Annotated in this window: 24 protein-coding genes; 16 read left to right on the forward strand and 8 right to left on the reverse strand. The window is 64.6% G+C overall.

Features of this window, described 5'->3' with window-relative positions; translation table 11 throughout:
- The first annotated feature begins 104 nt into the window (after positions 1-104).
- Positions 105-1,082 (forward strand): helix-turn-helix domain-containing protein, encoded by a 978-nt coding sequence (locus EJ068_RS06415; protein ID WP_127250738.1) that lies wholly within the window; start codon positions 105-107, stop codon positions 1,080-1,082.
- Here the strand turns inward: EJ068_RS06415 and EJ068_RS06420 are convergent.
- On the reverse strand, positions 1,069-1,626 hold the full coding sequence (locus EJ068_RS06420; RefSeq protein ID WP_127250737.1) for a sugar O-acetyltransferase: 558 nt from the start codon (positions 1,624-1,626) through the stop codon (positions 1,069-1,071). The genes EJ068_RS06415 and EJ068_RS06420 overlap by 14 nt on opposite strands.
- A gap of 124 nt (positions 1,627-1,750) precedes the next feature.
- On the opposite strand from EJ068_RS06420, the gene EJ068_RS06425 reads away from it, so the two are divergent.
- From EJ068_RS06425 to EJ068_RS06445, 5 genes are all read left to right on the forward strand, one after another.
- A complete protein-coding gene (locus EJ068_RS06425) occupies positions 1,751-2,212 on the forward strand; it encodes a DUF4126 domain-containing protein (protein WP_126081609.1) in 462 nt (153 codons plus the stop codon).
- Entirely contained in the window at positions 2,209-3,585 is a 1,377-nt protein-coding gene (locus tag EJ068_RS06430; RefSeq protein ID WP_128315139.1) for an FAD-containing oxidoreductase, read from the forward strand. The genes EJ068_RS06425 and EJ068_RS06430 overlap by 4 nt, the downstream gene beginning before the upstream one ends.
- 118 nt (positions 3,586-3,703) lie before the next feature.
- Entirely contained in the window at positions 3,704-4,876 is a 1,173-nt protein-coding gene (locus EJ068_RS06435; protein WP_127252866.1) for an MFS transporter, read from the forward strand.
- Positions 4,877-5,132: 256 nt separating this feature from the next.
- Positions 5,133-7,322, forward strand: coding sequence for an anthranilate synthase (locus EJ068_RS06440; RefSeq protein WP_127252867.1), 2,190 nt, complete (start codon positions 5,133-5,135; stop codon positions 7,320-7,322).
- A gap of 5 nt (positions 7,323-7,327) precedes the next feature.
- Positions 7,328-8,275: a cation diffusion facilitator family transporter gene (locus EJ068_RS06445; RefSeq protein ID WP_127252868.1), complete on the forward strand. Its 948-nt coding sequence runs from the start codon at positions 7,328-7,330 to the stop codon at positions 8,273-8,275.
- A gap of 173 nt (positions 8,276-8,448) precedes the next feature.
- Here the strand turns inward: EJ068_RS06445 and EJ068_RS33625 are convergent, their stop codons facing one another.
- Positions 8,449-8,583: a hypothetical protein gene (locus EJ068_RS33625; RefSeq protein ID WP_281059015.1), complete on the reverse strand. Its 135-nt coding sequence runs from the start codon at positions 8,581-8,583 to the stop codon at positions 8,449-8,451.
- Between the two features lie 8 nt (positions 8,584-8,591).
- Positions 8,592-9,398: a hypothetical protein gene (locus EJ068_RS06450; protein WP_245463352.1), complete on the reverse strand. Its 807-nt coding sequence runs from the start codon at positions 9,396-9,398 to the stop codon at positions 8,592-8,594.
- Positions 9,399-9,790: 392 nt separating this feature from the next.
- Between EJ068_RS06450 and EJ068_RS06455 the strand changes: the two genes are divergently transcribed.
- From EJ068_RS06455 to EJ068_RS06475, 6 genes are all read left to right on the forward strand, one after another.
- On the forward strand, positions 9,791-10,225 hold the full coding sequence (locus EJ068_RS06455; RefSeq protein WP_127252870.1) for a DsrE family protein: 435 nt from the start codon (positions 9,791-9,793) through the stop codon (positions 10,223-10,225).
- Between the two features lie 82 nt (positions 10,226-10,307).
- A complete protein-coding gene (locus EJ068_RS06460; protein WP_126081602.1) occupies positions 10,308-11,081 on the forward strand; it encodes an SDR family oxidoreductase in 774 nt (257 codons plus the stop codon).
- Positions 11,082-11,131: 50 nt separating this feature from the next.
- Complete coding sequence (locus tag EJ068_RS06465) at positions 11,132-11,443, forward strand: putative quinol monooxygenase (protein WP_095817233.1); 312 nt, start codon at positions 11,132-11,134, stop codon at positions 11,441-11,443.
- Positions 11,444-11,511: 68 nt separating this feature from the next.
- Positions 11,512-11,652, forward strand: a complete 141-nt coding sequence (locus tag EJ068_RS33130) for a hypothetical protein (protein WP_245463518.1) — start codon at positions 11,512-11,514, stop codon at positions 11,650-11,652.
- The gene (locus EJ068_RS06470; protein WP_245463353.1) at positions 11,589-12,602 is read left to right on the forward strand and encodes an AbrB family transcriptional regulator; all 1,014 of its coding nucleotides are present in this window, start codon (positions 11,589-11,591) and stop codon (positions 12,600-12,602) included. The genes EJ068_RS33130 and EJ068_RS06470 overlap by 64 nt, the downstream gene beginning before the upstream one ends.
- Before the next feature lie 49 nt (positions 12,603-12,651).
- Positions 12,652-13,404, forward strand: a complete 753-nt coding sequence (locus EJ068_RS06475; protein WP_127252874.1) for an SDR family NAD(P)-dependent oxidoreductase — start codon at positions 12,652-12,654, stop codon at positions 13,402-13,404.
- Between the two features lie 16 nt (positions 13,405-13,420).
- Here the strand turns inward: EJ068_RS06475 and EJ068_RS06480 are convergent, their stop codons facing one another.
- Positions 13,421-14,308: a LysR family transcriptional regulator gene (locus EJ068_RS06480; RefSeq protein WP_127252872.1), complete on the reverse strand. Its 888-nt coding sequence runs from the start codon at positions 14,306-14,308 to the stop codon at positions 13,421-13,423.
- A gap of 144 nt (positions 14,309-14,452) precedes the next feature.
- Between EJ068_RS06480 and EJ068_RS06485 the strand changes: the two genes are divergently transcribed.
- The 3 genes from EJ068_RS06485 (at position 14,453) to EJ068_RS06495 (ending at position 19,427) form a co-directional block, all read left to right on the forward strand.
- Positions 14,453-15,988 carry an MFS transporter gene (locus EJ068_RS06485; RefSeq protein ID WP_127386084.1) on the forward strand — a complete coding sequence of 512 codons (1,536 nt, stop codon included), beginning with the start codon at positions 14,453-14,455 and terminating at the stop codon, positions 15,986-15,988.
- A gap of 149 nt (positions 15,989-16,137) precedes the next feature.
- Positions 16,138-18,210, forward strand: a complete 2,073-nt coding sequence (locus tag EJ068_RS06490; protein WP_127252495.1) for a TonB-dependent siderophore receptor — start codon at positions 16,138-16,140, stop codon at positions 18,208-18,210.
- Positions 18,210-19,427 (forward strand): MFS transporter, encoded by a 1,218-nt coding sequence (locus EJ068_RS06495; protein WP_127252494.1) that lies wholly within the window; start codon positions 18,210-18,212, stop codon positions 19,425-19,427. Before EJ068_RS06490 ends, EJ068_RS06495 begins: the two co-directional genes overlap by 1 nt.
- Positions 19,428-19,439: 12 nt before the next feature.
- Here EJ068_RS06495 and EJ068_RS06500 read toward each other — a convergent pair whose 3' ends face one another.
- The 4 genes from EJ068_RS06500 to EJ068_RS06515 all read right to left on the reverse strand — a co-directional run bounded on the left by EJ068_RS06500 (position 19,440) and on the right by EJ068_RS06515 (position 22,907).
- Positions 19,440-20,543: a siderophore-interacting protein gene (locus EJ068_RS06500; protein WP_245463354.1), complete on the reverse strand. Its 1,104-nt coding sequence runs from the start codon at positions 20,541-20,543 to the stop codon at positions 19,440-19,442.
- A 102-nt stretch (positions 20,544-20,645) separates the two neighbouring features.
- Positions 20,646-20,960 carry a nuclear transport factor 2 family protein gene (locus EJ068_RS06505; protein WP_127252493.1) on the reverse strand — a complete coding sequence of 105 codons (315 nt, stop codon included), beginning with the start codon at positions 20,958-20,960 and terminating at the stop codon, positions 20,646-20,648.
- Positions 20,960-21,736, reverse strand: a complete 777-nt coding sequence (locus EJ068_RS06510) for an alpha/beta hydrolase-fold protein (RefSeq protein WP_127252492.1) — start codon at positions 21,734-21,736, stop codon at positions 20,960-20,962. Before EJ068_RS06510 ends, EJ068_RS06505 begins: the two co-directional genes overlap by 1 nt.
- Positions 21,737-21,740: 4 nt before the next feature.
- Positions 21,741-22,907 carry an ATP-grasp domain-containing protein gene (locus EJ068_RS06515; protein WP_126059690.1) on the reverse strand — a complete coding sequence of 389 codons (1,167 nt, stop codon included), beginning with the start codon at positions 22,905-22,907 and terminating at the stop codon, positions 21,741-21,743.
- Between the two features lie 430 nt (positions 22,908-23,337).
- Between EJ068_RS06515 and leuA the strand changes: the two genes are divergently transcribed.
- Positions 23,338-25,077, forward strand: coding sequence for a 2-isopropylmalate synthase (leuA, locus tag EJ068_RS06525; RefSeq protein ID WP_127252490.1), 1,740 nt, complete (start codon positions 23,338-23,340; stop codon positions 25,075-25,077).
- Positions 25,078-25,211: the final 134 nt, after the last annotated feature.

Raw genomic sequence — 25,211 nt, forward strand, 5'->3', positions numbered from 1 at the left:
GATGGGCGCAAAGCTAGGCGGATGTCCCGGTGGCCGAAAGTGGCCCAATTGACATCATTCGAAAGAATTGGGACATTCGCCAATCAACGCAAACGATGTGAGCCATGAAGCAACCGATCATCGCCGCTTTCGCCTTCGACGGCATCAGCCCGTTCCACCTCTCCGTGCCCTGCCTGGTGTTCGGCGCCGATCGAACCAGGCTTGGACTGCCACGCTTCGACTTCCGCGTCTGCGCGATGGAGGAGGGACCCATTCATACCGATGCGGGGCTGAGCATCGTTGTGCCGCACGATCTTTCGGCGCTCGACGAGGCCGATATCGTCATCATTCCAAGCTGGAAGGACCTCGATGCCCCTCTGGCTGCGCCGTTCAAGGAGGCGCTGCAAGGCGCGCATAAGCGCGGCGCGCTGATCGTGGGTCTGTGCCTCGGCACCTTCGCCATTGCCGGCGCCGGATTGCTGGCCGGGCGTAAGGCAACGACTCACTGGGCCTATGCCGATCAACTCCAGGCGCTTCATCCAGACATCGCTATCGACGCCGACGCGCTCTATGTCGACGATGGCGACGTCATCACTTCCGCCGGCGTCGCCGCCGGGCTCGACTGCTGCCTGCACATCGTGCGCGCCCGCTATGGCGCGGAGGCGGCGCTGCGGCTCGCTCGTCACGTCGTGCTCTCGCCGCACCGGCAGGGCGGCCAGGCACAGTTCATCGAGCGCCCGCTTGCGCCAACGCCAAACGCCGACCGGTTCGCCAAGGCCCTCGATGACGTGCGGGCATCGCTCGGCGAAGCGCACAGTCTCGACAGCGTCGCCGAAGCAGCGGGTCTCACCCGCCGCACCTTCACGCGCCATTTCCAGAAAACCACCGGCACCAGTTTCAGCGACTGGCTTGCCGACCAGCGCGTGGCGCTGGCGCAGCGGCTTTTGGAGCAGACAAAAAAATCGATGGACATGGTGGCCTTCGAAGCCGGCTTCGGCAGCGCCACCTCGCTGCGCCAGCATTTCGCCGCGCGGCTGAAAACCTCGCCGATGCAATATCGGCGGGAGTTTTCCAAGACCGCGGGGACGCTCAGCGCGGCGTGACAACCCGCGCCGGGTTGCCGACCACGGTCGTGTTGGCCGCCACGTCGCGAGTCACCACCGCGCCGGCGCCGACGATGGCGCCCTCGCCTATGCTGACGCCGGCGAGGATCACCGCGCTGCCGCCGACCCAGGCGTTGTCGCCGATCGTCACCGGTTTTGCGATCTCCAGCCCGGCCAGCCGTCCAGTGGCCTCGCGATGATGCTCGGCGCAGTAGATCTGCACATTTGGGCCGAGCAGCGTGCCCTTGCCGATGCGCACCGGCGCGGTGTCGAGGATGATGCAGCCGGAATTGAGGAAGACGCCCTCGCAGAGAAACAAATTGAAGCCATAGGCGCAATGGAACGGCGCCTCGATGCGAGCCCCTTCGCCCGCGCCACCAAGCAGCGCCCGCAAAGCAGGCCCTATATTGCCACGATGCCGGGGCGGCAGGCTATTGTGCTCGAACACCGCATCGCGCGCGGCGAAGCGCAGCGCCTCGAGCTCATCGTCTATGCAGGTGTACCATTCGCCCGCCGCCATCTTCATGCGCTCGCTTGCCGACATGGCGACATCTCCCGATTTCGTTTGCACAACCGATTGTCGGACAAAAGCCCGTGGCCAAACGCCCAGCCTATGCTAGCCTGCCTTCATGGAACCGTGCGAGGTTCCGATTTTGAGGGGGTGGATCATGCTTTACCTGCTTGCACTGCTGATAGGTGTCGTTGCCGGCCTGCGCGCCATGACAGCGCCGGCCGCCGTCGCCTGGGGTTCTTATCTCGGCTGGCTGCCGGTCGCCGGCACCTGGGCGAGTTTCATGGGCCACTGGATTGCCGTCGGCATCTTCACCATCCTGGCGATCGTAGAATTGGTCACCGACCAGTTGCCGTCGACGCCGAGCCGGAAGGTGCCGCAGCAATTCGGCGCCCGTATCGTCCTGGGCGCCTTCACCGGCGCAGTGCTCGGCGCGACCGGCGGCGCCACCATCGGCGGTCTTATCGCCGGCGCCATCGGCGCGGTGATCGGCACGCTGGGCGGAGCCGAGGTGCGTGGCCGGTTGGCCGCCGCCTTCGGCAAGGATCCGCCCGCAGCCTTCATCGAGGACGCCATTGCGATCGTCGGCGGGCTGCTGATCGTGGCTGCCGTCGCATGAGCGCCAAAGCCTTCGACGCCATCGTCATCGGCGCCGGCCAGGCCGGCACGCCGCTCGCCGGCCGGCTCAACGCGGCCGGCATGAGCGTGGCGCTGATCGAGCGCAAGCTCATCGGCGGCACCTGCGTCAACACTGGCTGCATCCCGACCAAGACGATGGTGGCGAGCGCCTATGCCGCGCACCTCGCCCGCCGCGCCGCCGATTATGGCGTGACGGTTTCCGGTCCCGTCGCCGTCGACTACAAGGCCATCAAGGCGCGCAAGGACAAGGTTTCGGGCGCTTCCCGCATGGGGCTCGAGACCTGGATCGCCGGCATGGAGAAGTGCACGCTCTATCGCGGCCACGCGCGCTTTGAATCCGCCGACACCGTGCGTGTCGGCGACGAGCTGCTGACCGCGCCAAAGATCTTCCTCAACACCGGCGGCCGCGCCTCCGTGCCCGACCTGCCCGGCGTCCATGATATCCCCTATCTCACCAATTCCTCGATGATGGATCTCGATGTGCTGCCCAGCCATCTGATCGTCGTCGGCGGCAGCTATATCTCGCTCGAATTCGCGCAGATGTTCCGCCGCTTCGGCTCCGAGGTCACGGTGATCGAGAAGGCGCCGAGGCTGACCGGCCGCGAGGACGAGGACACGTCCGCCGCCATCCAGTCCATTCTCGAAAATGAAGGCATCAGCGTCCATGTCGGCGTCGGCGACATCGCGTTCGCCAGGAAAGGCAACGAGGTCGCCGTGACTTTCTCCGCCGGCCAGCCGCCGGCGGTCGGCTCGCATGTGCTGCTGGCGCTCGGCCGCGTCCCCAACACCGACGATCTTGGCCTCGAAAAAGCCGGCGTCGAGGTCGACCAGCGCGGCTTCATCGTCGTCGACGACCAGTTGCGCACCAGCGTGCCCGGCATCTGGGCGATGGGCGACTGCAACGGCAAGGGCGCCTTCACCCACACCTCCTACAACGACTTCGAGATCGTCGCGGCCAACCTGCTCGACAACGATCCGCGCAAGGTCACCGACCGCATCGAGGCCTATGCGCTTTACATTGATCCGCCGCTTGGGCGCTGCGGCATGACGGAAGCCGCGGTGAAGAAATCCGGCCGCCGCGCGCTGGTCGGCCAGCGGCCGATGACGCGTGTCGGCCGCGCGGTCGAGAAGGGCGAGACGCAAGGCTTCATGAAGATCCTCGCCGATGCCGACACCGGCGAGATCCTCGGCTGCACCGTGCTCGGGCCAGGCGGCGACGAGGCGATCCATTGCGTGCTCGACCTCATGTACGCCAAGGCCCCGATCTCGACGCTGGCGCGCGCCATGCACATCCACCCCAACGTCTCGGAACTGCTGCCGACGATCGCCCAGGAGCTTAAACCGCTCACCTAGTTGTGCGTCGCGACCCCGATCTCGTCTTTTTGCATTGCTGCGTTGCAACAATGGCGCTTGCGCACTGAGCACGTCCAAAGTCAATCTCGATTTTGAACCGATTCAGACCGGACATCCCATGCCGCTGCCGATCCTAGCGCTTGCCATTGCCTCCTTCTGCATCGGCACCACCGAATTCGTCATCATGGGCCTGCTGCCGGAGGTCGCGGCCGACCTTGGCGTCTCAATCCCTTCGGCTGGCCTTCTGGTCACCGGCTATGCGCTCGGCGTCGTCTTCGGTGCGCCGATCGTGGCCATGGCAACGGCGCGCCTGCCGCGCAAGCCCGTGCTTGTCGGCCTCGCTGCTCTCTTCGTCATCGGCAATCTCTTCTGCGCCATCGCCCCGAACTACTGGCTGTTGATGGCCGCGAGGGTCTTCACCGCCTTCGGCCACGGCGCCTTTTTCGGCATCGGCTCCGTCGTTGCGGCGAGCCTCGTGCCGCGCAACAAGCGGGCGAGCGCCATCGCGCTGATGTTTGCCGGCCTGACGCTGTCCAACATCCTGGGCGTTCCCGCCGGCACGGCGCTGGGTGAAGCCTTCGGCTGGCGCGCCACTTTCCTCGCCGTCGTCGGCATCGGCCTCGTCTCGGTCGCGGCCATCGCCTGGCTGGTGCCGTCCGACGTCGCCGAACCCAGCGGCGGCGGGCTGGTCGGCGAATTGCGCGTGCTCGGCAAGCTGCAGGTGTGGCTGGCGATGCTGATCGCCTCGCTCGCCTCCGCCAGCCTGTTCGCCGTCTTCACCTACATCAAGCCCTATCTGACCGACGTTTCCGGCTTGTCGACGGCGGCCGTGACCTGGGTGCTGCTCCTGTTCGGCGCCGGCATGACCATCGGCAACATCATCGGCGGCAGGCTGGCCGACTGGAAGCTGATGCCGACGGTGATCGCCACACTGCTCGCCATGGCCCTGCTGTTCGCCGTCTTCACCGGACTCGGCGCCATCGCAAGCGTGGCCGTGGCTATCGTCTTCCTGTGGGGCATGCTGATCTTCATCGTCGTGCCGCCGCTGCAGATCCGTGTCGTGGAGGCAGCCGCCGAAGGCCCGAACCTTGCCGCCACGCTGAACCAGGGCGCCTTCAATGTCGGCAATGCCGGCGGCGCCTGGATCGGCGGCCTCGCCATCTCCTGGGGTGTCTCCTACGCCAACCTGCCGCTGGTGGGCGCCGCACTCGCGCTTCTGGCCGTCGCGGTGGCCGTGCTGTCGCAATCGCTCGACCGCCGCGCGATCCTGGAGCCGCAGCCCGCTGAATAAAGCTCCCTGCGCGGCAGCCGATTCACCTCGTCCGACGATTTCCTTGATTCCGCTTGCCGATCCAAGCATTCGCCGCTATGGGAGTCGGCATGAACATGCGTTCGAACAAGACCGTTTGGTGGTGGGCTCGCTGACAGCGGCCGGTTCGTGCGTGTGCGCGTGAAAATGAGGGTGGCCGCAGCGGAATGTCCGGGCGGCCATTTGTTTTTTATAGCCATTCCCGGGTCCGTTGCCCAAAACGCTGATGGAGACGGCAATGACGACTAAAGTTCTGGACAACGGGGCGGAGCGCTTCGTTACCGCGGGCGGCGTGACGATCACCCGCGAACGGCACGACAGGCCCTATGAAGGCGCGATCGACGCCTATGTCGACGGCCTGAATTCACGCCGCGGCGCGGTGTTTTCCTCGAACTACGAGTATCCGGGCCGCTACACGCGCTGGGACACCGCCATTATCGATCCGCCGCTGGTGATCTCCGCGCGCGGCCGCGCCATGCGCATCGAAGCGCTGAACAAGCGCGGCGAAGTGCTCCTGCCTGTGATCGGAAAGGCGCTTGGCGCGCTGAGCGAAGTGACGATCGCGGAGACCTCGAAGACGCTTATCCGCGTCGATGTGGCAAAACCCGGCCGCGTCTTCACCGAGGAGGAGCGCAGCCGCGTTCCGTCCGTCTTCACCGTGCTGCGCGCCATCACCGCTTTGTTCAAGACCGCCGAGGACGCCAATCTCGGCCTTTATGGCGCCTTCGGCTACGACCTCGCCTTCCAGTTCGATCCGGTGGACTACAAGCTCGAGCGCAAGGAAAGCCAGCGCGACCTGGTGCTGTTCCTGCCCGACGAGATTCTCGTGGTCGACCATTATTCGACCAAGGCCTGGACCGACCGCTACGACTATTCCGGCGAGGGCTTTTCGACCGAAGGCCTGGCGCGCGATGCCCATGTCGAGCCGTTCAAGACCGCCGACCGCATCCCGCCGCGCGGCGACCACGAACCGGGCGAATACGCCAACCTGGTGCGGCGCGCCATGGAAAGCTTCAAGCGCGGCGACCTGTTCGAGGTTGTGCCTGGACAGATGTTCTACGAGCGCTGCGAGACCCAGCCCTCCGACATCTCGCGCAAGCTGAAATCGATCAACCCCTCGCCCTATTCCTTCTTCATCAATCTCGGCGAGAACGAATATCTAATCGGCGCTTCGCCGGAGATGTTCGTGCGCGTCAACGGCCGCCGCGTCGAGACCTGCCCGATCTCGGGCACCATCAAGCGCGGCGACGACGCCATTTCCGATAGCGAGCAGATCCTGAAGCTGCTCAACTCCAAGAAGGACGAGTCCGAGCTCACCATGTGCTCGGATGTCGACCGCAACGACAAGTCGCGCGTCTGCGAGCCGGGCTCCGTGCGCGTCATCGGCCGCCGCCAGATCGAGATGTATTCGCGCCTCATCCACACCGTCGACCACATCGAAGGCCGGCTGCGCGAAGGCATGGACGCCTTCGATGCATTCCTCTCGCACGCCTGGGCCGTCACGGTCACCGGCGCGCCGAAGCTCTGGGCCATGCGCTTCATCGAACAGAACGAGAAGAGCCCGCGCGCCTGGTATGGCGGCGCGATCGGCATGGTCAACTTCAACGGCGACATGAACACCGGCCTGACGCTGCGCACCATCCGCATCAAGGACGGCATAGCCGAGGTGCGCGCCGGCGCTACACTGCTTTTCGACAGCGTGCCCGAGGAAGAAGAAGCCGAGACCGAACTGAAGGCATCCGCCATGCTCTCCGCCATCCGCGACGCCAAGACCGGCAACGCCACCGGAACCGAGCGCACCACCGCGCGCGTCGGCGACGGTGTCAACATCCTGCTCGTCGACCACGAGGACTCCTTCGTCCACACGCTGGCCAACTACTTCCGCCAGACCGGCGCCAATGTCTCCACCGTGCGCACGCCGGTGCCGGAGGAAGTCTTCGAACGGCTGAAGCCCGACCTCGTCGTGCTGTCGCCCGGACCAGGCACGCCAACCGATTTCGATTGCGCCGCCACCATCAAACGGGCGCGCGCCCGCGACTTGCCGATCTTCGGCGTCTGCCTCGGCCTGCAGGCGCTGGCCGAGGCTTATGGCGGCGAACTCAGGCAGTTGCACATCCCCATGCATGGCAAGCCCTCGCGCATCCGCGTCTCGAAGCCCGGCATCATCTTCTCAGGCCTGCCCAAGGAAGTGACCGTCGGCCGCTATCACTCGATCTTCGCAGATCCGGTGCGCCTGCCTGATGGTTTCGTGGTCACAGCCGAGACCGAGGACGGCATCATCATGGCCTTCGAGCACCGCAAGGAGCCAATCGCCGCGGTGCAGTTCCATCCGGAATCGATCATGACCCTCGGTCACAATGCCGGCATGCGCATCATCGAGAACATCGTCGCGCATCTGCCGCGCAAGGCCAAGGAAAAGGCCGCGTAGGGACGATGACCGAGGCGAGGGACACGACGACGGCCGCGGCGAAAGCCGCGACCAGGCAGAAGGTCGCAAGGCTCGCCTTCTGGTCGATCGTCGTCGCCTTCGCCGTGCTCGCCCTCAAGGTGGCCGCCTGGTACATCACGGGCTCCGTCGCGCTTTATTCCGACGCGGCGGAATCGATCGTCAACGTCATCGCGTCGGCAGCCGCCTTCTGGGCAATCCAGGTCAGCTACAAGCCCGCCGACCAGGACCATCCCTTTGGCCACCACAAGGCCGAATATTTCTCGGCCGTGCTCGAGGGGGTGCTGATCGTCGTCGCGGCGCTGCTGATCCTCAACGAGGTCTGGCAGTCCTGGCAGCATCCGGCCCCGCTCGAGCAGCCCTGGAAGGGCCTTGCCGTCAACAGCTTGGCGACCATCGTCAACGCGATCTGGGCCTGGACTCTGATCCAGACCGGCCGCAACGCGAAATCGCCGGCGTTAGTCGCCGACGGCCAGCACATCATGACCGACGTGGTGACGTCCGTTGGCGTGCTCGGCGGCCTTGTCGGCGCGGTGCTCACCGGTTGGCAGATCCTCGATCCGGCATTGGCCGTGATCGTCGCGCTCAACATCCTGTGGCAGGGCTGGCATGTCATCGGCTCGTCGATGAACGGCCTGATGGACCGCGCCGTCGATAGCCATGAGAACATGCAGATCCGCGACATCATCTCGGCCAATTCGAAAGGCGCGCTCGAGGTGCATGACCTGAAAACGCGCATCGCCGGACGGGCCACCTTCATCGAGTTCCACCTTGTCGTCGACGCCGACATGACCGTCGGCGCCAGCCATGTCATCTGCGATCGCATCGAGGACGCGTTGAAGGCCGAGATCCCCTCGGTGCGCGTCACTATCCATGTCGAGCCGGACGACGAGGCCAAACTGCCGAAAGGCACCACCGCGGTGCCTTTCGCCTGATCACCAGGTCTTAGGCCTTCAACAAGCGATCAACAGAAGACGTCGTCGAGAGCAGGGCGCATCTGTTCCGCCGACCGCCAGCACAGCTTCGACAAATCGTCGTCAAGCGGCCCGATCACTTGGCCGAGCCACTGCCAGTCCTGTGGAAGCGCTTCTAGGCCTTCAACAAGCGATCAACAGAAGACGTCGTCGAGAGCAGGGCGCATCTGTTCCGCCGACCGCCAGCACAGCTTCGACAAATCGTCGTTAAGCGGCCCGATCACTTGGCCGAGCCACTGCCAGTCCTGTGGAAGCGCTTCTTCGACCATGGCAGGTCTCATGGAGCACACGCCGACTGCGGCATGGGCTGCAGCCGATAAACCTTGTCGTCCGACTTGGTCTTGCCGTCCGCCGCCTTCGAACAGAGATCGACAACCGCCACCGCATTGTTTGGGTTCGCGACCATCATCGTGCCGTTGGGCCCGCGCTTGAGGAAGATCTCCTTCTGCGAGATGTCGCAGGAAAAATCGCTCATCTTGGAGCTTGCCGAGCAGCGCCACTGGTCGGCCTCGCCCTGGCAGGAATAGGTCTGCGTGACCTTTTTCCCCTTCTGCCTGGTCGTCACTGAAACGGCGATGTCGGCCCCGTCGGGCCAGGTCGCGGCATCGCCGCCGGCCGCGAAGGAAGCGAGTTCGACCGGCCCGCGGAAGACGCGGATCGATTGCGTCAGCTGATTGGGATGTGTTTTCAGATGCGCGTCATCATAGTCACGCCCGAAGCAGAAGGGCTGATCGGGCTTCAGGCGCACGCGCAGCGGATCACCCAGCGCCGGGTCGATGGGGTCGATGCGTGCGAACTCCGCCTTGCAGGTCTCGGCCGGCATCGGATCCAGCTTGAAATTGTCGTCCTCGCTGCCCAGCGCCTGCCTGTTGTACTCGGCTTTGCCGAGGTCCTCCTCCGCGCCAGCGTCGAGATACACATCAGGCTGTACGTTGGAGAGCATCAGCCGGCCCTTGTCGTCGACTTTCAGCGAGGCGAGCGTGCGGTCGCAATCCATGCCGCAGCGGATGCCACTCGCCTTGTCGCTCGGATCTTCCTTGTTGCACCAGCCGGCCGCCCAGTCGGGCTTCTTGGCGCCGCGCACGGTGGTGGTGAGGAAGCCGTTATAGGAAGTATCCTGGTTGGCGGGGGTTCTTCGTTCGGCCGGCTGACCGGATCGTGGCCATAGAAAAAGAAAATGCGCGCCACTTTCTGGTGCGGATGCGCCTTGAGATGGGCGGCATCGTAGATACGGCCGAAGCAGACATCGGCACCGGTCGGGCTGAGCTCGGGAAGTTTGGGCGGCTGTTCGGCGCGCGCCGCGTCGGCAAAAGCGGCAAGGGCGGCGCAAAGCGCAACGCCCGCCATGGTCCTCCCCACAACGGCCTTCGATGCCATGCGATCCTCCTCCCACCGACAGGACTGCTTTATGGTAGTCTAGGAGACCCGCCTGGACCATGCAAAATCGCGCGAGCAGGCCGGCAAACGGAGGATAGGATGCTGCGCCGTGACATTTTTCGTGCCGGCCTTGCCGGCGCCGCGGGTCTTTTCGGCCTGAGCCGGGCCAACGCGGCAACGGCTGAGGAGAAGCTGAAGGTCGCTTATCACCTCAGCGACGCCGACAAGGTCAACTTCGTCCTCGGCAACATCAAGAACCACTATGAGGGCACCGGCGGCAATGTCGATATTGTCCTTGTGGTGCATGGTCCGGCACTGGCCGCCTTCAAATCCCAGGGCGCTTCCGGCGCTGTTTCCAGCCGCTTTGCCGGCCTCGTCCAGCAGGGGCTTGTCCCGCAGGCCTGCGGCAACACCCTGCGCGGCATGGACATCACGCTTGCCGACCTGCTGTCGGGCTTCCAGGTCGCAGAGAAAGGTGGCGTCGTTAAACTCGCCGAACTGCAGCATCAGGGCTATGTCTATCTCAGGCCCTGAATGCGGTCGCGCTTGAACGCCAACGCTTGAACGGAAGGCCGGTAATAGCCTACGAAATGTGCCAACCTGGAGGCCGACCGACATGACGACACTTGCCATCCCCGATCTTGCCGGCAAGGCGGTGCTGGTCACCGGCGCCTCGACCGGCATCGGTGCCGCCCTTGCCCGTGCTTACGCGGCGCAGAAATGCCGCGTCGCGCTGCATTACAATGCGAGCCGCGCACCCGCCGAAGCCGTGGCCGAAGCCATCCGCGATGACGGCGGCGAGGTGTTTCTGGTCCAGGGCGATTTTTCGATACCCGCCGACGTCGAGCGTGTGGTCGAGGAAAGCGCCCAGCATTTCGGCCGGCTCGACGGCCTGGTCAACAATGCCGGCGGCATGCTCGGCCGCATCGCCTATGCCGATCAGGACGAAGCGCATTACGACGCCGTGATGGATCTCAACGCCCGTTCTGTCCTGACCGCCTCGCGCAAGGCGATACCGTGGCTGAAGCGCCAGGGCGGCTTCATCATCAACACCACCTCGATCGCCGCGCGCAATGGCGCCGGCGGCGGCGCCGGCCTTTATGGTTCGTCGAAAGCCTTCGTTTCCAACGTGACGCGCGGCATGGCGAAGGAACTCATCGGCTTCGGCATCCGCGTCAACGCCGTGGCGCCAGGCACGATCCTGACGCCGTTCCACGAACGCTATTCGAGCGCTGAGCAGATCAAGGCGATGGTCGCGACCATTCCGCAGGGACGCGCCGGAACGGCCGAAGATTGCGTCGGCGCCTACCTGTTCCTGTCGTCCGATCTGTTGAGCGGCTACATCATCGGCCAGGTGATCGAGGTGAATGGCGGACAGTTGATGCCGTGAGCCGGCGATTGCATACTGATGCAGCGTGCAACCTGGAGGGAGATCAAGGCATGTACGGATTGATCGGCAAGATGCGGGCGGCGCGCGGCCAGCGCGATGCGGTCATGGACGTGCTGCGCGAAAGCACTGCCGCGCTCCCCGGCTGCCTGAGCTACATCATCGCCACCGATCCGGCCGACGCCGATGCCATCTGGGTCACCGAGGTGTGGACCGACCAGGCGAGCCACAAGGCCTCGCTGCAATTGCCGGAAGTCCAGGCCGCGATCGCCAGGGCGCGTCCCTTCATCGCCGGCTTCGAATTCCAGATCGAGACCCATCCGGTCGGCGGCTTTGGACTCCCTGCGCCGGAAAAGGCCGGCTGACCGCCTCGACACGGATTGTCCGCGAAAAGCGGGTTCGCATTTGTCTGCATCAGGTCTAAGAGCCGGATATGGACTCCTCGCCAGAGCAACCATCCCAGGACCACGCACCCATCGACCGCACGGCGCGCCTGCGCCCGCCACGGCAATGGCTGGTGCTTTTGGTGTTCTCGCTGCTCTTCGCCGGCGCGTTGGAACTCGCCGCCCGCTGATCGGCCCTATGCTTGCCGCCATCCTCGCCGGCACCAACGGCGCCACGGTGCGCGTGCCCCGTCCGCTTTTCGCGTCGGCCCAGGCGATCGTCGGCTGCCTGGTGGCGAATTCGATCTCCGCCGACATCTTTTCGGCCTTTTACAAGGAATGGCCGCTTTTCCTCGGTGTGGTGATAGCAACCGTTACCGCCTCCAGCCTGCTCGGCTGGCTGATCAGCCGCTGGCGCATCCTGCCCGGCACCACGGCGGTCTGGGGCTCCTCGCCCGGCGCCGCCACGGCCATGGTGCTGATGGCTGGCGCCTTTGGCGCCGACCAGCGTCTCGTCGCCTTCATGCAATATCTGCGCGTCATCTTCGTCTCGATGACGGCCGCGCTCGTTGCCAGGATGTGGGTCGACACATCCGGCGTCGAGGTGCCGCCCATCGTCTGGTTTCCGCCGATCGATGCCTTGGCCTTCGCCGCCACCATCGGCATCGCGGTCATAGGCGGCCTGGCCGGAAAGCTGGTCAGGCTGCCCTCGCCGTTCTTTCTCGGCACCTTCATTTTCGGCGCGGTGATCCATCTCGGCCTCGGCGTGCCGATGCAGTTGCCGCCTTGGCTGCTGGCGATCAGCTACGCCATAGTCGGCTGGTCGATCGGGTTGAACTTCACGCGTCCGATCCTGCGCCACGCGGCGCGCGCCCTGCCGCAGATCATCGGCTCGATCGTCGCGCTGATCGCCTTTTGCGGCGGCATGGCCTTCGTCATCAGCCGCCTGCTTGGCATCGATCCGCTGACCGCCTATCTGGCGACCAGCCCGGGCGGCATGGACAGCGTCGCCATCATCGCCGCCGCGGCGCGCAACGTCGATATCTCCTTCGTCATGGCCTTGCAGTCAGCGCGCTTCCTGGTCGTGCTGCTCATTGGGCCAAGCGTAGCCAGGCTGGTGGCGCGAAACGTGAGGGCCTGATCCGCGCTATTGCAAGGTGGGAGCGAGGAAAATGCCCATGAACCGTCGTGTGAATGCCGTCGATCTTTCCGGCCGCGTCGCCGTGGTGACCGGCGGCGCGCAAGGCATCGGCCTTGCAGTCGCGCGACGCTTGTTGTCGTCGGGCGCCGGCGTGGCCATCTGGGACATCGACCAGGCCGCAATGGCCAAGGCCGTAGCCGAACTCGCATCGCTCGGCCGGCTCGAGGCCATCCTTTGCGACCAGTCGCAGATCGAATCCGTCGATCGCGCCGCCGCCGAGACCGAGCAGATGCTTGGCCCCGTCGATCTTCTCGTCAACAATGCCGGCATTGCCGGGCCGGCGGCCACCGTGGTCGACTACGATCCCGCCGTCTGGCGCCAGATCGTTGATATCGACCTCAACGGCGTCTTCTATTGCTGCAAGCGCCTGGTGCCCGGCATGGTCGCGCGCAATTACGGCCGCATCGTCAACATCTCCTCGGTGGCCGGCAAGGAGGGCAATCCCAACGCCGCCGCCTATTCGGCCGCCAAGGCCGGCGTGCTGGCGCTGACCAAATCGCTCGGCAAGGAGCTCGCCGGATACGACATAGCCGTCAACGCGCTGACGCCCTCGCCCACCCGCACCCGCATTCTGGAGCAGCTCACCGAGGCCCAGGTCGCCTACATGCTCGGCAAGGTGCCGCGCGGCCGTTTCGTCGAGGTCGAGGAGGCGGCCGCCATGATCGCCTTCATGCTGTCGGACGAGAACTCCTTCACCACCGGCGCCACCTTCGACCTCTCGGGCGGTCGCACCACCTACTGACCACCCCGCGGGGGACCTATCGCCCGGCAGCAAGCCGCTCGGGCAGGAAATCGACGAAGACGCGGACCTTCGGCGAAAGGTGGCGATTGGATGGCCACAGCATGCGGAACTGGCCGCGGCCGTCGACATGTTCGTCGAGCACGGTCCGCAGCCTTCCGTCGTGCAGCGCCTCCCGCACCAGGAAATCGGGCATGCAGGCGATGCCGAGACCGGCAAGCGTCGCGCCCTTCAATGCCTCCATGTTGTTGCAGGTCAGCATCGAGCGTATCTGCGGCGCGGCGCTTCCGGTGATGAACGGCCATTGCAGCAGCCTGCCGCTGTTGAGGAAACGGAAATGGATGCCGAAATGCGTTGCCAGATCCGCCGGCGTGCCAGGCGTACCATGCCGATCGAGATAGGACGAGGCCGCGCACAGGATCATGCGAAAGGGCGCGACCGGCCTCGACACCAACCGTGAATCGGGCAGCTCGCCGCTGCGGATCGCGACGTCGATGCCCTCTTCGATGACGTCGACGATGCGATCGTTGAAATCGATATCGAGCTCGATTTCCGGGTATCGCGCCATGAATTCCGACAGCACCGGCAACAGCATGTGATAGGTGACGATCGGGGTGGAGATACGCAGCCGCCCGTGCGGCGTCTCGCGTGTCCGTGACAGCATCGCCTCGGCGTCGTCGATGTCGTCGAGGATGCGGCGCACCCGCTCATTGAACAGCTTGCCCTCCTCGGTCAGGCCGATGCGCCGGGTGCTGCGCTGCAGGAGCCGCACGCCGAGCTCCTGCTCGAGCCGGGCGACGCTCTTGCCGACGGCGGAAGCGGAGATGCCGAGCGCTCGCCCCGCGCTTACGAAACTGCCGAATTCGGCGGTGCGGGCAAAGGCAAGAAGGCCGTTGAGACGATCCATCGCTTGAATCCATTCGAGCGTTTCATTCCGGTATGAATGGAGATTTAATACTATTTTGCCGGAAATGTCCCTGCCCTATCTTTGGCTGCGATCGGCGACGCGAGTCAGCGCGAGCCGGCAATTCCTCCTCGGATAGGAAAATCCATGACTTTGATGACCAGAACCGGCCCCGCCGGCAGATGGCTTGTGCTGCTGTCGGTCTGCCTTGCCGCCATGACGATGCCGTTGAGCTTTACCGGCCCCGCCGTGGCGCTTTCTCGCATTGCCGCCGATCTCGGCGGCAGTCCGCTCGCGCTCAATTGGGTGACCAATGCCTTCATGCTGACCTTCGGCGCCGGCCTGATGGCGGCCGGGGCATTGGCCGACAACCATGGCCGCAAGCGGATTTTTCTCGCCGGCCTCGCTGTCTACCTCCTTGCCGCGCTGGGCTGCATGCTGGCGCCGGATATCGTCTGGTTCGATATGTTCCGCGCCTTGCAAGGCATAGGCGGTGCCGCCGCCTTCGCCGGCGGTGCCTCAGCACTTGCCCAGGAATTCGACGGGCAATCGCGGCTGCGCGCCTTCAGTTTTCTCGGCACCAGCTTCGGCATCGGGCTAGCCTTCGGCCCTGTCGCCTCCGGCCTGCTCATCGATACATTCGGCTGGCGCGCGATCTTCCTTCTGGTGGCGGCGCTTGGCGTTGCCGCGGCCGCGCTGGGCCTGCGCACCGTCACCGAATCACGCGATCCTGACGCAACCGGGCTCGACTGGGCCGGCGCCGGCACCTTCACCATCGCGCTTGCCGCGCTGACTTATGGCGTGCTGCAGGCGCCTCAAAGCGGCTGGGCCGATCCCTTCGTTCTCGCGCTCCTAGGCATCGCTGCCGTGGGCTTTGCCGCCTTCGTCATTGTCGAGCGGCGCGTGCGCCGGCCGATGCTGGACCTGACGCTGTTCCGCTTCCCGCGTTTCGTCGGCGTCCAGTTCCTGGCCGCGGCACCCGCCTATGCCTTCGTCGTCCTGCTCGTGCTCCTGCCGAGCCGATTCATCGGCATCGAGGGGATGAGCGAGATCAAGGCGGGGCAGTTGATGATCTGCCTCTCCGGCCCGCTGCTGATCCTGCCGTTGCTCGCCGGCCAGGCGGCGCGCTGGATCGCGCCCGCCACAATCTGCGGCGTTGGCCTCCTCGTCGCAGCGGCCGGCCTTGTCTGGCTCAGCCGCGTGCCTGCGGCGGACGGCGCACTTGTGGCCCCGCTGGTCCTGATCGGCATCGGCATCGCCCTGCCCTGGGGGCTGATGGACGGACTGGCGGTCAGCGTCGTGCCGAAGGAGCGCGCCGGCATGGCGGTCGGCATCTTCAACACCACCCGCGTCGCCAGCGAGGGCGTGGCCCTGGCGATCGTGATGGCGGTCTTGTCGGGTTTCACGGCCACGCAGCTCGGCGCTCAAGGACTGGCCTCGCCTGCCGAAGCGGTCGCAGCAGCGCAGTTGCTGGCAACCGGCAATATCAGCGAACCGGTGCAACATCTGCACTTGGCCGACGCCAGCGCCCTGATCCAAGCTTACGAGACGGCCTTCGACCGGCTGCTCATCGTGCTGGCGACGATCACCATGCTTACCGCCATCGTCGTCTTCCTCGGCCTGCGTCGCGGATCGGCGCCGGAGCAAGACATCGCTCCTCTCCCGGCCTGCCAGGAAGGCTGACGCGGCGTGACGCCATCAAGTTCGAGGAGGCATCAAAAAAATACTTGACTCCCATACTCATATTTGAGAGCGCGGAGGCGTGATCAAATATGAGTATTGGAGACAGGTTAATGCCGAAGCGGTCGAGGACGTGGCGCCGGGGATTATCATTGCTGGCGGGCAGCGCCATCCTCGGCCATGTCTGGCCGGCACTTGCCCAGGACGGCGGCGACGCCACCGTTCTCGACAGGATCGAGGTGACCGCCGAGAGCAACGAGATCCTGAAGCAGGACGGCTATGTCGCCAAGAAGGACCGCATCGGCACCAAGACCGACACGCCGATCGCCAGAATCCCGCAGGCGGTCTCGGTCGTGACGCAAAAGCAGATCGAGGACCAGAAGCCGCGTACGCTGAACGACGCGCTGGGCTATACGGCCAGCGCCAATCCGAACAGCTTCGGTTTCGACACGCGCTATGACGCCTTCTTCCTGCGCGGTTTCCAGGCCTTCTACAACGGCATGTTCCGCGACGGGCTGCGCCAGTACAACGGCCCTTCCGCCTGGTTCAAGACAGAACCTTACGGCATCGAGGGCGTCACCATCCTGAAGGGACCGGCCTCCTCGCTTTACGGCGTCAGCGGTCCGGGCGGCATCGTCAACGTCGTCACCAAGCGGCCCAAGGACGAGCCATTCCATGAAATCGAGCTGCTGGCCGGCGAACATAACCGCTTCCAGGCCGCGCTCGATGCTTCCGGGCCGGTCAATGACGACGGCAGCATCCTCTACCGCTTCACCAGCCTCGGCCGCCTGAGCGAGACCGGGCTGCCCGATTATCCCGACGACAAGCTCTATCTGGCGCCGGCCGTCACCTTCAAGCCGGACGAGGACACCAGGCTCACCATCCTCGGCGAATATTCGAAGTCCGTCACCGGCGGCACCGCGGCCTTCTACAACTCCGCCTATGGCGCGCTGTCGAACGTCTATGAAGGCGATCCGGCCTGGAACGATTTCACCCAGGACCAGGGACGCATCGGCTACGAGTTCGAGCACCGCTTCAACGACTGGCTGACTGTACGCCAGAACCTGCGTTACAACGCCGTCGACTCGGACATCGAATATAGCGGCCATTACTCGATCGGCGCAGATCAGCCGCTTGAGCGCTACTGGGGCCATTACACCGAGGCGATGAAGAACTTCGTCGTCGACAACATGGCCCAGCTTGAATTCGACACCGGTCCGGTCAAGCACACCGCGATTGTCGGCATCGACTACGCCTGGTCGGACTATGACGCTGGCAGCGGGCTCTCCTATGTCTCGGTCGAGGACATCAAGGCCGCCCCCGTCCCGCATTCTGGCGGGCAGGAGATGAACCAGCTCGGCGTCTACCTGCACGACCAAATGGAGTGGAACGATTTCACCCTGTTCACCAGCGGCCGCTACGACTGGGTCGACACAACCTCCACGGCCGCCGATTTCAGCCAGTCGAAGCAGAAGGACAGCGCCTTCTCGGGCCGCGTCGGCCTGTCCTACCGGACCGAATGGGGCATCGTTCCCTACATCAACTATTCGACCTCGTTCTCGCCCAACATCGGCTTCGTCTATGACGACATTACGAGTTCCGTCGGCCGCGTCGCCCGCCCCACCATCGCCACGCAGAAGGAGATCGGCGTCAAATACGAGATCCCCGACCGCAACGCGACCGTCAGCGCCGCGCTGTTCGACATCGACCAGAAGGACGGCGTCGTCTTCGACGCCTCGACTGGCATCAACAAGCAGCGCCAGCTCGACCTAAACTCGCGCGGCGTCGAACTGGAGGCCAATGCCTCGCTTGACAATGGCTTCAGCGTCATCGCCTCCTACACCTATCTGCGTGTGAAGATCGAACGCGGCGCCGAAGGCACCGACGGCAAGGAGCTGTCGGCGACGCCGAATCACATCCTCTCGCTCTGGGGCCACTACCAATTCGAGAACGGCACGCTTGGAGGGCTTGGGCTCGGCGCCGGTGTGCGCTTCGCCGGCGCCAGCTACGGCGACGACACCAACACGTTCAAGAACGACGCGCGCGCCTTCGTCGACGCCTCGCTGTCCTACGATTTCGGCTATCGCAACCCGAAGCTCGAAGGGGTGAAGCTGCAGATCAACGCCAAGAACCTGCTTGACAACCAGCAGACGATCTGCTCGGCCGGTTATTGCTACCGCGACGAGGGCCGCTCGCTGTTCGGCAGCCTGCGCTATCGTTTCTGATGTCAGTCTCCGCCTCGAACCGGGCCGCCTCGTCGCCGGCTGCCATCGTCGCGGCGATCGGCGGCCTCTATGTGGCCCAGAGCGTGATCGGTGGCATCACCTGGACGGGTCTCCCGGCCGTGATGCGCGATCAGGGCCTGCCGCTCGACCGTATCGGCCTGCTCACCCTGATCGCCCTGCCGTGGGCGCTGAAATTCCTGTGGTCGCCGGCAGTGGAGCGCTACCGGCTTCCGCTGTCGGGACGGGACCGAACCGGCGCGATCGTCCTCATCGGTGGCCTGGTCTCCATCGCCGGAATGCTGGCTGTCGCGCAACTCGGCCCGGCCGCTTTCTGGCCCGTGGTCGCCTGCCTGACGGTGGTTGCCTTTGCAGCCGCGACGGTCGACATCGCCTGCGACGGTTTTGCGGTGCAGAACCTTGCCGGCAAGAATCTCGGCTGGGGTAATGCGGCCCAGGTCGGCGGCGCCTATCTCGGCTCGGCGATCGGCGGCGGCCTGTTCCTCTTCCTTGTCGATTCCCAGGGCTGGCGTCCGGCGGTGTCGGCCATGGCCTCGCTGCTGGTGCTGCTCGGCCTGCCCTTCCTGCTCGGCGTCGCTGGCCGGCCGCACGAGGAAGTTCGCGACCACGTGCCCTCGCTCGGCATGGCGTTGCGGCGTCCGCAGATACAACGCGGCCTGGTGGCGTCGGCGATCTACGTTCTGGCGCAGAAGGCGGCGCTGGCGATGCTCGGCCCGTTTCTCGTCGATGCCGGGCTCAGCCTTTCCACCATCGGCCTGGTCAACGGCGCCGGCAGCATGATCCTCGGCGTCGCGGCCGCCCTTGCCGGCGGCGCGCTCGTCCGATGGTTGGGCACGCGCAGCGTGCTTGTGCTCGCGCTCGTCTTGCAGGCTGGATCGCTGTTCGTCCTCGCCGCCTTCGCGCTTTCGGGCGTTTTCCCGGCGGGCCCGCTGGCAGCCGTCGCAATGCTGAGTTCCTCCGGCATCATGGCGCTCGGCTTCGTCGCGCTTTATGCGCAGTTCATGCGCTGGTCGGACCCGAGGCAGGCGGGCGTCGATTTCACGCTTTTCCAGTGCATGGACGCATTGGTCAGCATGGCGGGCGGCATCCTGGCCGGCTATGCGGCGCAGCATCTCGGCTATGGTGCGCTGTTTGCCGGAGCGGGCGTGGTCGCGCTGCTGGCAGCGCCGGCGATCGCCATGGTCAGCGACCGCGACTGAGACGAGACGGCGCTATTCCTCGCCGGCCCCGTCCTCGCCTCGCACGCCGCGGCGCCAATAGGCGGTGACCAGATGCCGGTCGCGCTGCAAGCCCCATTCCTTGCGTGCTATCCGGCGGATCTCGCGGAAGTCGGCGAACTCGCATCCCGCCCAGACATAGAGATCGTCAGGGCATGGCAGCCGAGCGCATTCGCGCAATGCCTGCGGAAGCAGGCCGGCGCGGCCTGCTTCGCGGCCATGCCGGTAGAGCCAACGGACGGCGATGTTCTCGCCCGCCGCCAACGCCACTCGGTCTTGCGGACCATCGACCTCGATGAAGGCCTCGGCGCGGGCGGACGGCGCCAGCTCTTCCAGCATCCGGCCGATCGCCGGAAGCGCGGTATCGTCGCCCAGAAGAAGCAGGTTGGACGCCTCGGCCAAACCGCCACCGCCGGGGCCGATCATGCCGATGATGTCGCCGACCCGCGCATTCTGCGCGAAAGTCGCTGCCGGCGTCTCGGTGCCCGGATGCAGCACGAAGTCGATGTCGAGCCAGCCCTCGGCCACGTCCAGCGAGCGGATCGTATAGACCCGGATGGTCAGCGCATCCTCGCCCGATGGCCAGACGATAAGGCCGTCGGCGCCCATGGTCGGCCAGACCGCCTGCCGCCCGGCCGGCGGCAGCAGAAGGCGGACATGAAATCCGCCATGAGCGAAGCGGCCGAGGTCGCGGCCGGAGAAGCGCAGGCGCTGCATATGCGGCGACAATTTCGTCGAGGACAGCACCGTTATTTCGCGGAAGAACACCGGCGTTCCAGCGTCCGTGCCGTCGCCATGCCAGCGCAATCCTTCGGTCGTGCTGAGATGCGCGGCGATATGGCCGGCAAAGATCATCTTCATATAGGAGAGGCAGGTCTCGTCCTCCGCCGCGACACGGACCAGCACGCCGTGATCGTCGAACGATGCGTTCAACGAGCCGTAATGCATACGGAATTCCCATCGGCCGGCATCGCCGGTGTCGATCTCATGGTCGCTATGCTCGGCGCGCAGCCTGTCCATCACCGCGCGAATGTCATCGTTTTGGATACGAGTTTGCGCGCTCAAGAGCTTCATCGCCGGGCCTTTCGATGTCGTCATGGGCACCGGCATGCCACAGCGTCGGCGGCTTTGCCACTAAAACATGATCATTAAAGTCATATTTTGTGTCGACTTGCGGAAAGACCAGCCTGCTGTCCGGTTTCAGCTGATGACCAGGCTTGCGATCCGGTCGCCGTCCAGCGTGAAGGCCATGTCGCCCTCGCCGTTGAAGCCATTGCCCGTCACGGCGACACGAGCATGGTAGACGCCGTCGCGCTGCGCGATGCGGACGATGCGAAGATTGGACTGCACGCCGATATTGTCCGATCGGTTCCACCGCGCGACCCCGTCGCGGCCATGGAAATCGCGACCCCAGTCGCTCAGGAAAGCGTCGTCAGTGAATGTACCGAGAAAGGCCGCGCTATCGCCGGCGTTGGTGGCTTCGACAAAGCGGCGGATCGGATCGGGCGTGGTCATCAATCCAGCCTGTGCATCAGATCGTCATCCAGCCAGCGGCCGAAGAAATAGACCAGTTGCTTGTGCCACCATGGCCAGTCGTGACTGACGTCGCCGCCCCAATAGTCGACCCAGGCGGGAATGGATTTGTCGCGCAGCACCTGCTCAAGCTCGCGCGTCTCGACCAGCATGCGCTCTTCCCAGGCGCCCTGCCCGCAGCAGAAGATCAGCCTGAGCGCCCTCAGCCGCCCGAGCAGCTTCTGGTCGACGATGCCCGGCAGATAGTCCAGTGGCGAGTTGAAATAGATGTTGCCTTCCAGCGCCCGGCCGAAAAAGTCGCGGGCCGAATAGACGCCGGACAGCGAGATCACGCCGCTTGCCAGTTCCGGGAACCGGAACACGAAATTCGACGAATGATAGCCGCCCATCGAGCAGCCGCAGAACAATGGCTTCAAGGGGCGGCCGCCATTAGATTTGGCGGCGACCGCCTGCAGCTCCGGCAGCGCCTCTTCCCGCACATAGCGGAAATATGCCTCGTGCCGCGCGATGCGATGCGCCGCGTCGGCATGCCTGTTGAAGAAGGATTCCGAATCGATGCCGTCCAGCGTGAAGAGCTGGATGCGGCCGGTGTCGATGAACTCGGCAAGCGCGCCAACCCCGCCGGAATCCTCGAATTGGTAGAAGCGTCCTTGCGAGGTCGGGAACACCACCACCGGGCGCCCGGCATGACCGTAGCGCTTGTATTCCATGTCTCGGCCGAGATTACGGGCATGGCCCTTGTGATAGGAGACGTCCATCGGCTCAGGCCTTTTCCGCGTGGATATAGTCGACCGCCTGGCGCAGCGCCTTCTGATCCTTCGAACGCATCTGGTAGGCGTAATTGCCCATGGCGCGGCTGAAGACCTCTTCGATGGCTTGGTGATGGACGATCTTGTCGCCATGGGCGGCTAGCACGTCCGCATGGCTGTGCAAATAGTCGATATGGCGTTTGCGGCTGGCATAGGCGGTGAAATACTTCCCCTTGTAGGGGCCTCCGGCGGCATCCTTGACCACCATGTCGGCCCAGGCGGCATAGACGTCGATGTCGAATGTGTAGTTGATGGCGTCTGTCATCCAGGCGCCGGGCGGGCGCATGTTGACCTCGAGCGCGATGACGCGCTTGTCCTTGGTCTCGAACAGCTCGATGTGGAAGAAGCGCTCGCGCACGTCGAACGCTTTGAGGATCTTGCGCCCCGCCTCCTCCACCGCGGGCGTGATTTCGGGGAAGCAGGTGTAGCTCATGTGGCGGTCCTTGTTGACCGCGTCCATGATGCTCTGGTCGTAGCGGTGGCTGGCCGCCAGCACAACCTCGCCGTCGCGGTTGACCAGCCCATCGAAGGTCACCACCAGCCCCTCGATGAACTGTTCCATGACGAAGGTGACGTCCTCCGGCTTATCCCTGAAGAACTGGTCGAGCTCCCTGGCATTGGAGATCTTGAACGTATTGGAGGCGCCCGAGCCGGAATCCGGCTTGACCACCACCGGATAGCCGACACGGCGGATGAAAGTCATCGCGCCGGCACGGTCGGAGCATTTGCGCTGCGGAATGGTCTCGACGCCGCTTTTGCGGAAGAAGGCGCGCATGCGGCTCTTCCGCTTGAGATTCTTCACGAAGTCAAGCTTTGTGCCATAGATGTTGAAGTCGGTTCGAATATTGGCTTCGAGCTCCAGCCAATGCTCGTTGAGCGACTCGAAGCGATCGATGCGGCCCCATTTGTGGATGAAATGGCCCATCGCCCGGAACACGGCATCGTAATCCTCCATGTCGGCGATGCGGTAATATTCCGAAAGCGCGGCCTTCAGCTTGCCGTTCAGGGTCTCGTAGGGCGCATCGCCGATGCCGAGCACGGTCGCGCCGGCCTTCTTCAGGCGGTCGCAGAAATCGGCGCCGTTGGCCGGGAAATGCGGCGAGAAGAACACGAAATTCATGGGCGACCCCTCCCCGGAGCTTCGCTTGGCAGCCAAGCCTTCGGAACCAAGTCTGGCCCATTTACAAGGCGCGGGGAAGACATCTCCGCCCGCGACGAGACCAGGCTCGGCGCATTCGCCCCTGCGCACGCTTGCCTCCGGCGGGCCGCTCCTGTAAGAGAGCCGCCATGACCACGCGCGTCCGCTCCGTCGCTTCTTCTCGCCCCGGCTTTGCCGGCGAGACCGCGCGCGCGCTCGCTTCCACCCTGCTTCTTCTCGGCCTTATCGGCGATCGCCGGGTTCGCTGAAGGAGCGCCCGGCGGTCGATACCCGCCGCCTCAGGCGCATGCTCCTTGGCAAAGTCATAATCAAGCGAATGCAATTCTGGTAGAGGCGACGCTCGCCATCAATCCGCCCAAGGCGAACATGCGAGCCGCCCGGAGAAGAGACGATGAACGCACGAGAAGAAATCCGCGCCGACGAGGCTGAAGCCGGGAAGCGCGCGGCCGGCCACATGCCGGATGCAGCCCGCAAGTACCAGTCTTACCCCACTGTCGGCCTGACCGATCGCACCTGGCCGAACAAGGTGATCGACAAGGCGCCGATCTGGTGCTCGGTCGACCTGCGCGATGGTAACCAGGCGCTGATCGACCCGATGGGTCATGAGCGCAAGGCGCGCATGTTCGCGCTGCTGCTCGACATGGGCTTCAAGGAAATCGAGATCGGCTTCCCCTCGGCCTCGCAGACCGATTTCGACTTCGCGCGCTGGTGCATCGAGGAAGGCGGCGTGCCGCGCGATGTATCGCTCCAGGTGCTGGTGCAGTGCCGGCCAGAACTGATCACACGGACCTTCGAGGCGCTCAAGGGCGCGCACCGCCCGATCGTGCATTTCTACAATTCGACCAGCGAATTGCAGCGCCGCGTCGTCTTCGAAAAGGACGTCGCCGGCATCAAGCGCATCGCCACCGACGCCGCCAGGATGATCACCGACATGGCGGCCAAGGCCGGCGGCGGCTACCGCTTCGAATATTCGCCGGAAAGCTTCACCGGCACCGAACTCGACGTCGCGCTGGAGATCTGCAACGCCGTCACGGAGATCGTGAAGCCGACGGCCGACAACAAGCTGATCATCAACCTGCCCTCGACGGTCGAGATGTCGACGCCCAACGTCTATGCCGACCGCATCGAATGGATGTGCCGCAATCTCGACAACCGCGAGAACCTGATCATCTCGCTGCATCCGCACAACGACCGCGGCACAGGCGTCGCCACCACCGAGCTTGGCCTGATGGCCGGGGCCGACCGCGTCGAAGGCACGCTGTTCGGCAATGGCGAGCGCACCGGCAATGTCGATATCGTGACGCTGGCGCTCAACATGTTCACCCAGGGCGTCGATCCGGAGCTCGACTGCTCCGACATCAACCGGATGAAGGATGTCTACGAATATTCGAACCAGCTGAAGATCCCGGAGCGCCATCCTTATGTCGGCGAACTGGTCTACACGGCTTTCTCGGGCTCGCATCAGGACGCCATCAACAAGGGCATGAAGGCGCTGAAGAAGGCCAACACTCCGATCTGGGAAGTTCCTTATCTGCCGATCGATCCGGCCGATGTCGGCCGCACCTATGAGGCGATCATCCGCATCAACTCGCAATCGGGCAAAGGCGGCATCGCCTATGTGCTGCAGGCGGATTACGGCCTCAATCTGCCGCGCAATCTGCAGATCGAGTTCAGCCAGGCGATCCAGGCGATCACCGACGCGGAAGGCAAGGAAGTGCCGGCCAAGCGCATCCATGAACGCTTCCTCGAAACCTATATCGACCAGCCCGGCGCGCGGCTGAAGTTCCTCGACCACCGCACCTTCCCCGATACCGAGGTGAAGGGCCGGCGCATCGTGGAGGCGGATATAATCGACAATGGCAAGGAAGTGACGATAACCGGCTCGGGCACCGGCCCGATCGACGGCTTTGTCGATGCGCTATCGCGCCATGTCGGCGTCGACATGTCGGTGCTCGACTATTCCGAACATTCCTTGCAGCGCGGCTCCAACGCCTCGGCCATCTCCTATGTCGAGATGGAATATCCGGGCGGCAAGCTGTTCGGCGCCGGCATCAACACCAACATCGTCGCCGCCTCGCTGGAGGCCGTCGTTTCGGCCGCCAACCGCATCATCGGTGGTAAGGCCGGCTGACCAGTCAGGCTCCCGAACACGGCGCGTCCGCAAGGCGCGCCGTGTTGCAAGCAGACGCAACTTCCTTGTCGTTCGTTAACCGGCGGGGGAATTTCCGGTGGCTTACGCGATCACATAACAGAAGCATCCTTGTG

The organism is Mesorhizobium sp. M2A.F.Ca.ET.043.02.1.1 (assembly GCF_003952405.1).
Classification (GTDB): Bacteria; Pseudomonadota; Alphaproteobacteria; order Rhizobiales; family Rhizobiaceae; genus Mesorhizobium.

Bases quoted from the DNA above. Each gene is read 5' to 3' on its own strand.
- EJ068_RS06415 (WP_127250738.1), top strand. From the start codon at position 105: ATGAAGCAACCGATCATCGCCGCTTTCGCCTTCGACGGCATCAGCCCG.
- EJ068_RS06420 (WP_127250737.1), bottom strand. From the start codon at position 1,626: ATGTCGGCAAGCGAGCGCATGAAGATGGCGGCGGGCGAATGGTACACC.
- EJ068_RS06425 (WP_126081609.1), top strand. From the start codon at position 1,751: ATGCTTTACCTGCTTGCACTGCTGATAGGTGTCGTTGCCGGCCTGCGC.
- EJ068_RS06430 (WP_128315139.1), top strand. From the start codon at position 2,209: ATGAGCGCCAAAGCCTTCGACGCCATCGTCATCGGCGCCGGCCAGGCC.
- EJ068_RS06435 (WP_127252866.1), top strand. From the start codon at position 3,704: ATGCCGCTGCCGATCCTAGCGCTTGCCATTGCCTCCTTCTGCATCGGC.
- EJ068_RS06440 (WP_127252867.1), top strand. From the start codon at position 5,133: ATGACGACTAAAGTTCTGGACAACGGGGCGGAGCGCTTCGTTACCGCG.
- EJ068_RS06445 (WP_127252868.1), top strand. From the start codon at position 7,328: ATGACCGAGGCGAGGGACACGACGACGGCCGCGGCGAAAGCCGCGACC.
- EJ068_RS33625 (WP_281059015.1), bottom strand. From the start codon at position 8,583: ATGGTCGAAGAAGCGCTTCCACAGGACTGGCAGTGGCTCGGCCAAGTG.
- EJ068_RS06455 (WP_127252870.1), top strand. From the start codon at position 9,791: ATGCTGCGCCGTGACATTTTTCGTGCCGGCCTTGCCGGCGCCGCGGGT.
- EJ068_RS06460 (WP_126081602.1), top strand. From the start codon at position 10,308: ATGACGACACTTGCCATCCCCGATCTTGCCGGCAAGGCGGTGCTGGTC.
- EJ068_RS06465 (WP_095817233.1), top strand. From the start codon at position 11,132: ATGTACGGATTGATCGGCAAGATGCGGGCGGCGCGCGGCCAGCGCGAT.
- EJ068_RS33130 (WP_245463518.1), top strand. From the start codon at position 11,512: ATGGACTCCTCGCCAGAGCAACCATCCCAGGACCACGCACCCATCGAC.
- EJ068_RS06470 (WP_245463353.1), top strand. From the start codon at position 11,589: ATGGCTGGTGCTTTTGGTGTTCTCGCTGCTCTTCGCCGGCGCGTTGGA.
- EJ068_RS06480 (WP_127252872.1), bottom strand. From the start codon at position 14,308: ATGGATCGTCTCAACGGCCTTCTTGCCTTTGCCCGCACCGCCGAATTC.
- EJ068_RS06485 (WP_127386084.1), top strand. From the start codon at position 14,453: ATGACTTTGATGACCAGAACCGGCCCCGCCGGCAGATGGCTTGTGCTG.
- EJ068_RS06495 (WP_127252494.1), top strand. From the start codon at position 18,210: ATGTCAGTCTCCGCCTCGAACCGGGCCGCCTCGTCGCCGGCTGCCATC.
- EJ068_RS06500 (WP_245463354.1), bottom strand. From the start codon at position 20,543: ATGACGACATCGAAAGGCCCGGCGATGAAGCTCTTGAGCGCGCAAACT.
- EJ068_RS06505 (WP_127252493.1), bottom strand. From the start codon at position 20,960: ATGACCACGCCCGATCCGATCCGCCGCTTTGTCGAAGCCACCAACGCC.
- EJ068_RS06510 (WP_127252492.1), bottom strand. From the start codon at position 21,736: ATGGACGTCTCCTATCACAAGGGCCATGCCCGTAATCTCGGCCGAGAC.
- EJ068_RS06515 (WP_126059690.1), bottom strand. From the start codon at position 22,907: ATGAATTTCGTGTTCTTCTCGCCGCATTTCCCGGCCAACGGCGCCGAT.
- leuA (WP_127252490.1), top strand. From the start codon at position 23,338: ATGAACGCACGAGAAGAAATCCGCGCCGACGAGGCTGAAGCCGGGAAG.